This is a genomic window from Pseudomonas sp. NFACC32-1, from assembly GCF_900101215.1.
Taxonomy (GTDB): domain Bacteria; phylum Pseudomonadota; class Gammaproteobacteria; order Pseudomonadales; family Pseudomonadaceae; genus Aquipseudomonas.
In genome coordinates this window covers 747,688-759,753 of sequence record NZ_FMUL01000001.1, presented here as the reverse complement: position 1 = coordinate 759,753, position 12,066 = coordinate 747,688, and the positions used below count along the sequence as shown (strand labels likewise).

Here is a 12,066-nt window from a genome sequence, read left to right as displayed (position 1 = left end):
CCTGTGAATGGTCGGGTTTCAGGATCCAGCCGGATCGGGCTGCTGCCCGAAGGCGCGGATCTCGGGGGCCTCGCTGCAGAGCGAGTCGAGCTCTTTCATGAAGGCCTTCACATAGGGCGTCTGCATATGGCCGTCGAAGTCGGCGGGCGAGCGCCAGTCTTCGTAGACGAACCAGCGCTCGGCGGAATCGGCGGCCCGGTAGATCTCGTAACGAACGCAGCCAGGTTCCTGCCGGGTGGGGCCGACCAACGCCAGGAGGCGTTGGCCCAGCACCTCGCCCTGCCCAGGCCGAGCGTTGAAGAAAGCCACATTGGTCAACATGCTCATGATGTTCTCCTGTATGACAGTGGATCGATCAACCCGCGGTGACGGTCATGCCGCCGTCGGCCATGACCACCGAACCGACGATGAAACTTGCGCGGTCCGAGGCGAGAAAAGCGACGACTTCAGCGATTTCCTCTGGCTGCGCGGCACGACCGATGGGCGCGGCCTCGCCATGCTGGGCCAGGAAACCCGGGCCGTCTTCGACCACGTCGTTGAGGATGTTGGTCACCACGTCGCCGACGCCCACCGCGTTGACACGAATGCCATGCTCGATCGCTTCCAGGGCCAGGGTGCGGGTCAGCTGGGCCAAGGCACCTTTCGAGGCGGTATAGGCGGCAATGGTCGGGAAGGCGAAATAGGAGGCATAGGACGCGATGTTGACGATGGCGCCGGCCTTGTTGGGCATCATTGCCTTGACCGCTTCGCGGCAATGCAGGAAGGCCGCAGTGGCGTTGACCGCCTGGATGCGCTCCCAGTCTTCACGGGTCATGTCGATGACCAGTTTGTTGATGATGATCCCGGCGTTATTGACCAGGATGTCCAGCCGGCCGAACTGCTCGACGGCCAGCCCGACCGCGCGCTCGGCCGCGCCATCTTCGGTAATGTCGGCCACCAGCGGCACCAGTCCGGGACGGGCCAGCGCCTCGACGGCGGGGTTTCGGTCCTCGGCGACGACCTTGGCGCCACGGGCATGCAGCAGTAACGCGATAGCCTTGCCGATGCCGCTGGCGGCACCGGTGACCAGCGCGACCTTGCCTTCGACTTCGTTGGGAAAATGCTGCTTGATATCGCTCATGATTGCTCTCCTGCGTTGCGAGCCGAGGAGACATTCATCGGCTCGGCGCCTGTGAGGCGCTGTCGTTATCGACGGCTTCACTGTCTCGCAACGGGCCGATCCAGGCTTTTGCAGGCTTGCCGAGGCTGTCGGGATCTTGCGCCGAGGTGAACGACGCAGCCTCGCGGCCATCGATCGCAGTGGCTTGTCGGAAAAATCCGGATAACATTCAAGAAAACGTTCGAGCGATTAGAAATGATTTCAGACCCAGGCACGCCAACCCTCGACCAGCTTCGGGTATTCCTGACCGTGGTGGACGTCGGCAGCTTCGCCGGTGCCGCCCGCAAGCTGCATCGGGCCACGTCGGTGGTGAGCTACTCCATCGCCAACCTGGAAATGCAGCTCGGCGTAAGCCTGTTCGACCGCAAGACCACCCGCAAACCCCAGTTGACCGATGCCGGGCGCACGGTACTGGCCGAGGCGCGCACCATCTACAACGGTATCGACGGCCTGCGGGCCAAGGTGCGTGGATTGCTCCATGGGCTGGAAGCCGAGGTGCATCTGGTCCTCGATGTGATGCTGCCCAGCGAGCGCGTGGTGGACGCGCTCAAGGCGTTTCGCGAGCGCTTCCCGACCGTGTCGCTGCACTTGCACGTCGAGGCCTTAGGCGCGGTGACGCAACGGGTGCTGGACCGCACGGCCACGTTGGGCGTGAGCGGCCCCTTGACCCATAACCTCGACGGCATCGAACGCATCGGCGTGGGCAAGGTGGCTTTGATTCCGGTCGCCGCTCCCGACCATCCCTTGGCCCAATCGGCCCCCCATGCGCCGGGTGCCGGGCGCGCCCATGTGCAATTGGTCCTCACCGACCGCTCCAGCCTGACCAAGGACCAGGAGTTCGCGGTCATCGGCACCCGCACCTGGCGACTGGCCGACCTGGGGGCCAAGCACACGCTGCTGCGCGAAGGCATCGGCTGGGGCAACATGCCCATCGACAGGGTGAGCGACGACCTGGCCAGCGGCCGGCTGGTGCACCTCGACCTGCCCGACTGCCAAGGCGGCGATTATGGCTTTGACGTCGTCTACCGCACCGACATGCCCCCGGGCCCCGCGGCCAGCTGGCTGATCGAGCGCTTCAAGGCACAGGCGACCGATCTCTGATCGTTCGAGAAAATCGAACCTGAACGTCGAAAGCAACTGGCTTTTCATGACGGTGGTGCCGTGAGACAAATGCTCCAGGCCTGCCGTCCGGCACGCCCCGCCTTCGCCTTGAGACGAGTGATGACCATGATGACTGCCGAGCGGCTGCTGCACCTGCATTTCGAGTTGTTTGTGGATGACCATGAGCGCTGGAAGAACCTGATCGCCGATGACCTGGTATGGGAGCTGCCGTTTGCCCCTGCCCTCGGCCATCCGGCGCGGCTCGAGGGGCGCGATCAGGTATTGGGCCATGTCGGCTGGTTCGTCGGCGCGGTGCAGGACTTTCTCTTTTACGACCTTCGTATCCAACCGAGTACGAACCCTCTGGAGGCCGTCGCGCAAGTCAAGGCCAAGGGAACGATCAAGCCCACCGGACGCCTTTATGAACAGGATTACGTGCTGTTCGTACGGGTGGAAAACGGCAAGCTGGCGTTCATCCGCGAATACTTCGACCCTGTACGGGCCGCCCTCGCCCTCGACGCCCCCATACCGGCCCTGGCGAACTGAGTCGACGGACACTCTTGCTCCGGCAGGCCATTGCTGCGTTACCCTATCGGTGCCGCCCTTGTCCGAGAGTGTTGCCCATGGAGCCTTTTGTGCACCCGCCTGAAGATACCGACCTGGCCGCCAGCGATGCCCAGCGCATCATGGCCGAGTCCATGCCGCAACATTTGCCGGGAACGGCGCAGGCACTGCCATCGCATCCGGCCATGCAGGATGTGGTGGTGCAGCTGTTCAGCCATCACAGCATCGTCGAGCCGATACTGGTGCCCGCCGTTGTGGAGCCGCTGCTGGTGTGGGTACTGGCGGGGCGGGCCAGGGTCGAGGAGCGCGCGCTCGGCGGCGCGTGGGAAGCCGCCCTCGTGGAGGCCGGCGACTTCTTCCTCACCAATACCCGCGATCCCTACGAAATGCGCTGGCAGACAGTGGAATGCGACACCTTCGAAGTGATGCACCTGTACCTGGGCCTGTCGCTGATCGATCAGGGTGCCCGCGATGTCCTGGGGGACCATCCCGATTCGGTGAGTTTCCTGGACATCTCCGGGGCCCGGGATGAGCGGGTGGACTTCATCCTCGATCAGTTGCGCATCGAACTCACCGAGCAACGCCAGCCCAGCCCGTTGTTCGTCCACAGCCTGGCCCAGGCCCTGGCCGTGCACCTGATCCGTCGATACCGCGATCCGCACGGCGACAACCGACGCAGCGGCGCCTTGCAAGCTTACAAGTTGCGTCGCGTCCTGGCGGTCATGAACGAGGGCCTGGCCGAAGACTTCAACCTCGCGCAACTGGCCCGGATCGCCGAATTGAGCGAGTACCACTTCAGCCGGGTCTTCAAGCGCGCGACGGGACTGTCGCCCTCGCAGTACTTCATCCGCCTGCGGATGAGTCGGGCCCGGCAACTGCTGCTCGAAACCGATCGCAGCATCATCGATATCGGGCTGGAGGTGGGCTATTGCAGCCCGAGCCATTTCTCCCAGGTCTTCCGGCGCGAGGTGGGGGTCACGCCCAGCACTTACCGCCAGGCATGAGCGGCCCTACAGGTTCTGCGGCTTGAAGCGCTCGCTCAGGTCGAGCATCGGGCCCGCTACGCGAAAACGACCCTGCCCATGGTAATGCAAGGTGGCCGGCTCGCTCACCGTGGCAGCGACGTGCCCCTTCACCACTTCCCAGATGAACAGACCGTACTCGTCGATCTGGCGATCATCGGCCAGGCGACATTCGAAACTGGCATAACATTCCTGGATCAACGGCGCCTGTACATGGTGGGCCGGCGCCGCGGTCAGCCCGTACGCCTCGAACTTGTCCAGCGAATGCCCCGAGCTGTTGCCCACCGCGACGACCGCATCGACCATGTCCGCGGTGGGCACGTTGATCACGCATTCGCGGCTGCGGCGGATCAGTTCGTAACTGTGGTTGCCTGCCCAGATGTAACAGCCGAAAAGCGCGGGACTGAATTGCATCATCATGTGCCAACCCATGGTCATGATGTTGGTTTCGCCCCGCCAGCCGGATGTGACCAGCACGATGGGGCCGGTCTCGAGATGACGACGGGTCTCGACCACGGGAAAGTCGGTCTTTTCATAACGCTGCATGGCAATGTCCTCCGATGGAAACCGGAGGCCAGCTTCTCGCACTTGCGAGCGGCGGTCTGTCGGAAGACTGTCGAGGGTGTCGGGAAATTGCGCATGAGAAAACCGGGCGTCTGCCCGGTTCGATTCATTGCCGCCACGGACCTATCGACTGGCGTCGAGTACCAGCTTGCCACGTATGTGCCGCTCCTTGCTCTGGCGCAGCGCGTCCTCGGCCTGAGACAAGGGCAGCACCTGGACCTCGATCACCAGCTCACCGGATTCGAACAACGAGGCAATGTGCTGGAGCTGCGCACCGTCGGAGCGTGTGGCGAAATGCTTGCCGCAGGCCCCGGCGGCTTCGGCCAGGCTGGCGTCGGGCGGGCTCACCGGGGAGACCAATACACCGCCGGGCTTGAGCACCGACCAGGAACGCACCTGGGTATCGCCACCGACCAGATCCAGCACCACATCGACCCGGTCGACGACAGGCTCGAACGGAGCCTGGTTGTAATCGATCACCTGCGCGGCACCCAGTGCTTGCAAGTAGTCATGGTTGTACGCCGAGGCGGTGGCGATAACGGTGGCGCCGGCCATACGCGCCATCTGCACCGCCATGCTGCCGACACCGCCCGCCGCGCCGTGGATCAGCACGCGCTGGCCGGCCTTGATCCGTGCATGCTCATGGAGGGCCTGCCAGGCAGTCAACGCGACCGCCGGAACACCACTGGCTTGCAACGCCGTCAGGCGATTGGGCCGATGCGCAAGACGCTCCGCGCTGGCGACCACCTCGGTGGCATACCCGCCAACGATATTGATGAAACCGAACACCTCGTCGCCGACAGCCAGGCCACTGACGTTTTCCCCTACCGCCGCGACGCGACCGGCCACCTCGACGCCTGGCGTATAGGGCAACTGCAGTGGAATGAACGCCTTCATGGCACCGGAAAGGACCTTCCAATCGACCGGGTTCACGCCGCTGCCGGCCACTTCGATCAACACCTCACCCTGGCCTGGAACCGGCGAGGCCAACTCCTCGAACGACAAACCTTCAACCGGGCCGTACTGTGCTACGCGAATCGCTTTCATCTCTCACCTCGTAAAAAAGGAAATGGCGAGCCGGCGGCAGGCCGGCCCAGGGTCAGGCGCGGCGCGCATCCAGGCTGAAGCGGCCGGCGCCAAAGGCAACTACCTGCAACAGGCCACCGGCCATGGCGATGTTCTTGAAGAAGTGGATGAACTGATTCTGGTCGCCAAGCTGGTTATGGAACGCCAGCGCGGTGGCGACGCTGAACAGGGCCAGACCGGCCGCGACCAGGCGTGTGCGGTAGCCCAGAATCAGGGCAACACCGCCGACCACTTCCACCAGGATGGCGATTGCCAGGGCCAGGCTCGGGAACGGTAGGCCGACCGATTCGATATAAGCGACCATGCCCGCCGATGCGCCGATCTTGGAGATGCCGGAGAGCAGGAAGATGGCGCTCAGCAAGATGCGCCCGGCGAATGCAGCGGATGAAGACAACGAGGCGGCAGGGCCGAAAGCGGTGTTGGTGACGGTGCTGGACGATACGTTGGGGTGAGTCATGGTGGTTTCCTCTTGAAGGGCTCACCACCTTGGTGAGCCGCAATGAGGTGAATTCTGCACGCAACTCACTTACCTAAAAAGCCAGCTAATTTCGATCAAATCGTTCTATTAAATAGAAAAGCCGAGCGTCGGTTGAAGTATTGGAAAATACCCATGAACCGGTTGCCCTTGCGGTTCGTTTCCAGTCGGAGCCGATTGTTCGTCGCCATTGAATTCACCTGGCAACTTCACACGGTTTATCTCCTGCTCCCAAACCAGAACAATGCCCTCCATCCCCGCCAGGCACGCCGCCCCGTCCAGAGCGGAGCCTGTGACTCATCAGCCCCGCAACTGCGCAAGGGACTCCCCATGACCATAGAGAATTCGTCGACGTTGCGCTCCGCCCTGGCCGCCGTGAACCTGCGGGCCGACCGCTTCGAACCTTATCTGTACGCCCTGCTGCGCACGGTATTCGCCATCGTCCTGTTCACCCACGGACTGCCGAAGGCGCTGCGCACGTCCCACGGGTCGATGGCCGATCCCATGGCCGGGTCGATCAACCTCATCCAGAACGTCATGGGCCTGCCCTTCGCTGCGCAGCTCGCGTTTCTGGTCATGTTGTTGGAAACCGTTGGCGCCCTGATGCTGGCGGTGGGGCTCGCCACGAGGCTGGTGGCCCTGCTGATCGCAATCCAGATGCTTGCCATCAGCTATGCGCTCGGACCGACCTGGCCCTGGATAGACCGGGGCATCGAGTTTCCGGTATTGATGGGTTTCCTGGCGCTCTACATCGTTGCGCGTGGTGGCGGCGCGCACTCAGTGGACGCACGCCTGGGGGCCGGCTGAGGTGGCGCGAGCGGGCGTCGCGCTCCCCAGTCAGGCATTTCAAGGGCGGTGTGCAATCATGCGATCCACTTGCGATCACCGGTAAAGCAAATGGTCAGCCACCGCGTCGCGTCGGCCTGACCCAACCTGGCAGAGATCTGCTCACGGATCGCGTCCAATTGCCCTACGGTTTGCAACCGGTAATCCGCCGGGAGCACGATGTGGATCTCGATAAAGCGCGCCCGCCCGTGCTTCTGGACATAGGACACATAGTCCTCGAAGCCGTGTTCCACCGTGGCCGCGTCCATCACCTGGCGCACCGTATCGTCAAGGTGATCCGGTGCGATACCCAATACATCGCGCAAAGCCGGGCGCAGGATCTTGAAGGCCGGTGCCAGCATGCTCAGCGCCAGCAGGATCAGGATCAACGGGTCGACATACATCGCCCACTGCCCGTAACCCTGGGACTTGAGCAACAGAGCGACCAGGAAACTGACCAGCAGGCCCACCGAAAGCATCGCGTCGACCAGCCAACTGATGTTGTCGAACTGGATGAGCGATGACTTGAGCGTTCGATTGCGGTAGCGAACGTAGAAGAAATAGCCGAACTCGACGACGGTGAACACCGCGGCATAGATGATCACCATGCCCAGCTCGATTTCACGGCCACCGTTGATGATGCCGGACACGCCATTGAGGAAGGCATAGATGGCGATCAGCAGCAGGAAACTGCCTTCGATCAGCAGGACCATGGGCTCCAGATGCCAGAATCCGAACTGGAAGCGGTGGTTGCTTTCCTTGGCGATCAACCTGGCCGTGATCAGCATCAGTACCTTGATGAAGGTAGCGACCAACGAGAAAAAACCATCGAACAGGATGGATTGGGCACCCGTTATGAAACCGGTGCAGATCCCGGCAATCGCCACGGCGAACATCAGGAAAGTGGATTGTTTGAGCAGCGACTGCTCACCTCGGTTACTCACGTAGCTTACCTCTGACAACATTCGAATCGATGCACAGCACGATCGATTTCCGGGCGACAGTCTACTTCATCGCCCTGGCAAGGAGCCTTTGAAGACGCCCACCTTCGGCATTTTAAGAATCGTCCTATGCCGGGCCGACACTCGAATCGAGGGCCGGAGGGCATGGCCGTCGCACGTGTCAGGCCCGCCAGCGCGTGCCCCATGCCAGGCTCCCGAGGCCACGCTTTCGGAATCGTCTGATACCCGTGCGGCTCGCGCCTCGCTAGGTTGGCTGGATGAAATTGAAGAACTACCTTCACCAGATCAACCCCCTCCTCTCCACTCCCAATGCCGCCCGACGCCTGCTGCGCATCTTTGGCGTGGTGCTGCTCGTGGGCATACTCAGTGGTGTCTACAGTTTTCTGCTGCTGACGTTCAATGCCGAGGTATCGCGCAGGCGCAGCCACATGAGCAGCGCCATCGCCGAGGCCCATACGTTCTTCACGACCCGTGGGGCATTGCTGGAGAGCCTGAGCCTGTCGGCCATCCGCAAGCCCGAGGGGGTGAAGCCACAGGTGTCGCCCGAGGAGATCCACCTGCTGCTGGGCAACGCACAAGGCAAGCAATGGAGCATCTGGTTGACCGAGCGGGTCAGGGACTACCTGACCAGCAGACAAGTGAACCTGCTCTATGTCAGCAGCGGCAACGATGTGCGAGTGAAGCGGCTTTACACGGCGACCCCTGCCGTGGGCGATTTTCCCTCGGCGATGCTGGACCGCTTGCAAGCGTTGAAAGGTGACAACAGGGCCTCGGTCAATGAGCTCTGGCTGACCAATCAGTCGAGCAGTCATTCGCAGCTGTACATGTTCATTCGTCTCGATCGGCGCGACCTCGACTCCGGCTGGCTGGGGCTGGAAATGGACGGTCGCGAGGTGTCCCACGCCCTGGACGACAGGAGCGCCGGGCAATTCATGATGTTCAATCCCGACGGCATGCTGGTATTCAGCAACAGCCAGCCGGCGCAACTCAGCCAGAACCTGTTGCAGGTGCAACGGCAGAATTTCTTCGGCTTCGTCGGCGATGCCTGGCTACCCGACCACCTGGTCATGCGCAAGCAGCTCAAGTCCTCCGACTGGCAGCTGGTGTACTCCATCGACTTGCGAGACGTCCTCCTGGCGCTATGGCCCCGCCTCGTGGGTGCCCTGCTGTTCTGCCTGTTCAGCATCAGCCTGGTGTGGATACTGATTCGCCGCCTCGAACATCGCTTCATCGCGCCGACCATCAGCCGCATCCAGGCCCTGGTGGAAAGCGAGCTGTTCAGCAGCGATGTGATCCAGACGGCCCCTGTGGCCCTGTGCGTGCTGCGCCGCGCCAATGGCCAGGTGGTCCTGGAGAACACCCTGTCGCAGCAGTGGCTGGGGCAAAGCGGCGAACGCGAGCGCCTGAGCCCTCGATGGATCTACCGGGCCTTCGACGCCATGGACCCGCAGGTCACCGACTACTTCGAGGCGGCCGACGGACGCCACCTGTACCTGAGTTGCGCCCCCACCCGCTACAAGGGCGAAGACGTGCTGCTTTGCGCGTTCAGCGATATCAGCACCCGCACGCAGATCGAAGAAGCCCTGGAGCAGGCACGACAGCTGGCCGACGCCGCCAATGAAGCCAAGACCCTGTTCCTGGCGACGATGAGCCATGAGATCCGCACCCCGTTGTACGGCGTGCTCGGGACACTGGAATTGCTGGCGCGAACCGAACTGGATGCCCAGCAGACCGACTACCTTCGCACCATCGAGAGCTCTTCGGCGACATTGCTGCAATTGATCTGCGATGTCCTGGACGTCTCCAAGATCGAGGCAGGGCAACTGGCCCTGGAGCTCACCGAGTTCAGCGTGCTGGACCTGATTCACGAGGCGACCCAGGGCTATGCGGCCGCGGCCCATGGCAAAGGGCTGGACTTGTATGCCGTCATCGATCCGAAGGTACCTGAGCGGGTCATCGGCGACGTCTCGAGAATCCGTCAGATCCTCTACAACCTGTTGAACAATGCAGTCAAATTCACCGATGCAGGCCGAATCGTACTGCGAGTCAAGCTGGCTGGGCGGGACGGTGAGCGGGTCAGCCTGTTCTGGCAGGTTTCCGACACGGGCAAGGGAATAACCCAGGAAGACCAGTCGCGCATTTTCGAACCCTTCTACCAGACCCGCGGCCACACCAACGTGATCGCCGGTACCGGGTTGGGCCTGCCCATCTGCCAGCGTCTCACGCATCTGATGAATGGCAGTATCCGCGTGGTCAGCGAGCCCGGGCTGGGCAGCAGTTTTTCCCTGACCCTCTCGCTCGAACAGCCCATGGCGCCCGCGCCGGCGAGCAGCGTCCCGCCTCTGCTGCCGAAAGTGGTCTTCGTGGTTTCCCCCATCCGTGAACTGGCCGAGACCATGAGTGGCTGGTTGCGTCGCTGGGGCGCACGTGCGCAACTCGATCGCCCTGCCCCGGGCGCTCCGACCCAGGGAGCCGTGCTGCTCGAGCTGCACCCGGGTTCCTTCGAACAACGCCTGGCCCTGCAATGGACCGGGTCGCTGGTGATGGCGACCGGCGACGGCTATAACGACCCCCAGCAGGCTGCCGACGGCTGGGTGGTGAACATCAATCACCTGAACGCGATCCACCAGGCCGTCAGCCGCGCCCAGGGCCTGTGCGCCATCGAACCTGCGCATGACATCTGGCCGCGGCACCTGAAAAAACTGCATCTGCATATCCTGGTGGTGGAAGACAACGTCATCAACCAGTTGATCCTGCATGACCAATTGCAGGAACTGGGTTGCACGGCGGAACTGGCCGGAAACGGTGAAGAAGCGTTGGCGATGTGGCGCCGGGGTCGGTTCGATGTCGTGCTGAGCGACGTCAACATGCCCCGCATAAACGGCTATGAACTGGCTCGCGAGCTACGCCGCCTTGGCTGCGAAGTACCGATCATCGGCGCGACCGCCAATGCCATGCGCGGCGAAGAAGCACTGTGCCTGGCCGCAGGCATGAACCACTGCCTGGTCAAGCCTTTCACCCTGCAGGCCCTGCATAACCAACTGGCGCCCTACGAAAGAACCCCCTCATGAAACCCATCAGCGTACTGGTCGTCGAAGACCACCCATTCCAGCAGGTGTATCTGCAGAACCTCTTCAGCGAGCTGGGGGATTTCGACCTGCAATTCGCCCAGGAAGGCAGCGCGGCGCTGGATTGCCTTAACAAGCGTGATTTCGATCTGGTCCTGACCGATCTGTTGATGCCCGGCATGGACGGCATCCAGTTCATCCAGGGACTGGCCGCCTCCGGCGCCCGGCCCGCGCTGGCGATCATGAGTGTGGCGTCCAGACGAATGCTCACGAGCGCAAGCCTGGCCGCCCGTAACCTGGGCGTCAAAGTCATAGGGCTGATATCCAAGCCGGTCAAGCTCGCCGCATTGCGCAATCTCACCGATCAACTGGGCGGCCTGCGCCAGGCTGACCTGCCCCTTCCCGGCCCGCAGATCGACCACCTGGCCATCAGCAATGCACTGGAGAGCGGCGAGTTGCGCGCCTGGTTCCAACCCAAGAAGTCCCTGGCCAACGGGCGGATCGTGGCCGCCGAAGCGTTGGTGCGCTGGGTTCATCCCGAGCATGGGCTTCTGCTGCCCGGGGTTTTCCTGCCGGCACTCAAGGCGTTCGACCTGGAAGAATGCCTGCTCTGGCACATCCTGGAGCAAGCGATCATCGCTCAGAACCAATGGTGCAGCCAGGGCTATGCCATCCCGGTGTCGATCAACCTGCCCACGCATCTGCTCAACAGCCCGGACCTGGCGGACCGGATCCTCGCGTTCGTCCTCGAGCACCAGGGTGTTCCGGCGATGATCTGCTTCGAGTTGATGGAGTGCTCCATGCCCGAAGACATCAGCAACTTCTACGCCGGTGCATGCCGGTTGCGCATGAAGGGGTTTGGCCTTTCCCAGGACGACTTCGGCCAGGGCTACAGCTCGTATATGAACCTGGTCTCGACACCGTTCACCGAGTTGAAGATCGATCGGGCGCTGGTGCATGGCTGTACCACCAATGAAGAACTGACCCAGGCCCTGACCAGCATCGTCGCGCTCGGCCGCCAGCTGGGCCTGACGGTCGTGGCCGAAGGGGTTGAAACGGCGCAGGAGCTGGCGCTATTGCGTAGAATCAACTGCACCCAGGTGCAGGGTTTCCTGATCTCCCATGCCGTGTCGTCCAGCGAGTTCCAGCAATTGCTGACTCAGGATGGGCCGGCCTTGGTCGACTGACGACTGGAAATCCATTTTCATTTTGTCCAAGGTCGCGCGGTGCGCAACGTTTC

12 protein-coding genes are annotated in these 12,066 nt (G+C 62.5%); 6 read left to right on the top strand and 6 right to left on the bottom strand.

The window, feature by feature from the left end; all coding sequences use genetic code 11:
- Positions 1 to 18: 18 nt before the first annotated feature.
- Together BLP99_RS03335 and BLP99_RS03330 are read right to left on the bottom strand one after the other, a co-directional pair.
- Complete coding sequence (locus tag BLP99_RS03335) at positions 19 to 327, bottom strand: putative quinol monooxygenase (protein ID WP_053153991.1); 309 nt, start codon at positions 325 to 327, stop codon at positions 19 to 21.
- Between the two features lie 28 nt (positions 328 to 355).
- On the bottom strand, positions 356 to 1,120 hold the full coding sequence (locus tag BLP99_RS03330; RefSeq protein ID WP_072394685.1) for an SDR family NAD(P)-dependent oxidoreductase: 765 nt from the start codon (positions 1,118 to 1,120) through the stop codon (positions 356 to 358).
- 234 nt (positions 1,121 to 1,354) lie between these two features.
- Here BLP99_RS03330 and BLP99_RS03325 point away from each other — a divergent pair, with 234 nt between their 5' ends.
- The 3 genes from BLP99_RS03325 (at position 1,355) to BLP99_RS03315 (ending at position 3,828) form a co-directional block, all read left to right on the top strand.
- Positions 1,355 to 2,260 (top strand): LysR family transcriptional regulator, encoded by a 906-nt coding sequence (locus tag BLP99_RS03325; protein WP_053153997.1) that lies wholly within the window; start codon positions 1,355 to 1,357, stop codon positions 2,258 to 2,260.
- A gap of 120 nt (positions 2,261 to 2,380) precedes the next feature.
- Positions 2,381 to 2,806, top strand: coding sequence for a nuclear transport factor 2 family protein (locus BLP99_RS03320; protein ID WP_231991084.1), 426 nt, complete (start codon positions 2,381 to 2,383; stop codon positions 2,804 to 2,806).
- Between the two features lie 152 nt (positions 2,807 to 2,958).
- Complete coding sequence (locus tag BLP99_RS03315) at positions 2,959 to 3,828, top strand: helix-turn-helix domain-containing protein (protein ID WP_256327606.1); 870 nt, start codon at positions 2,959 to 2,961, stop codon at positions 3,826 to 3,828.
- Positions 3,829 to 3,834: 6 nt separating this feature from the next.
- On the opposite strand, the gene BLP99_RS03310 is transcribed toward BLP99_RS03315, so the two are convergent.
- The 3 genes from BLP99_RS03310 to BLP99_RS03300 all read right to left on the bottom strand — a co-directional run bounded on the left by BLP99_RS03310 (position 3,835) and on the right by BLP99_RS03300 (position 5,953).
- A complete protein-coding gene (locus BLP99_RS03310) occupies positions 3,835 to 4,392 on the bottom strand; it encodes a flavin reductase family protein (RefSeq protein ID WP_072394682.1) in 558 nt (185 codons plus the stop codon).
- A gap of 141 nt (positions 4,393 to 4,533) precedes the next feature.
- Positions 4,534 to 5,457, bottom strand: a complete 924-nt coding sequence (locus tag BLP99_RS03305; RefSeq protein ID WP_092179707.1) for an NADP-dependent oxidoreductase — start codon at positions 5,455 to 5,457, stop codon at positions 4,534 to 4,536.
- A gap of 52 nt (positions 5,458 to 5,509) precedes the next feature.
- Complete coding sequence (locus BLP99_RS03300) at positions 5,510 to 5,953, bottom strand: DoxX family protein (protein WP_092179705.1); 444 nt, start codon at positions 5,951 to 5,953, stop codon at positions 5,510 to 5,512.
- Positions 5,954 to 6,301: 348 nt separating this feature from the next.
- Here BLP99_RS03300 and BLP99_RS03295 point away from each other — a divergent pair, with 348 nt between their 5' ends.
- Positions 6,302 to 6,778, top strand: a complete 477-nt coding sequence (locus tag BLP99_RS03295; RefSeq protein ID WP_092179703.1) for a DoxX family protein — start codon at positions 6,302 to 6,304, stop codon at positions 6,776 to 6,778.
- A gap of 56 nt (positions 6,779 to 6,834) precedes the next feature.
- Here BLP99_RS03295 and BLP99_RS03290 read toward each other — a convergent pair whose 3' ends face one another.
- Positions 6,835 to 7,740 (bottom strand): cation diffusion facilitator family transporter, encoded by a 906-nt coding sequence (locus BLP99_RS03290; RefSeq protein ID WP_053155351.1) that lies wholly within the window; start codon positions 7,738 to 7,740, stop codon positions 6,835 to 6,837.
- A 275-nt stretch (positions 7,741 to 8,015) separates the two neighbouring features.
- Between BLP99_RS03290 and BLP99_RS03285 the strand changes: the two genes are divergently transcribed.
- Entirely contained in the window at positions 8,016 to 10,829 is a 2,814-nt protein-coding gene (locus tag BLP99_RS03285; RefSeq protein WP_092179701.1) for an ATP-binding protein, read from the top strand.
- A complete protein-coding gene (locus BLP99_RS03280) occupies positions 10,826 to 12,013 on the top strand; it encodes a response regulator cyclic di-GMP phosphodiesterase PvrR (RefSeq protein ID WP_092179699.1) in 1,188 nt (395 codons plus the stop codon). The genes BLP99_RS03285 and BLP99_RS03280 overlap by 4 nt, the downstream gene beginning before the upstream one ends.
- Positions 12,014 to 12,066 lie beyond the last annotated feature (53 nt).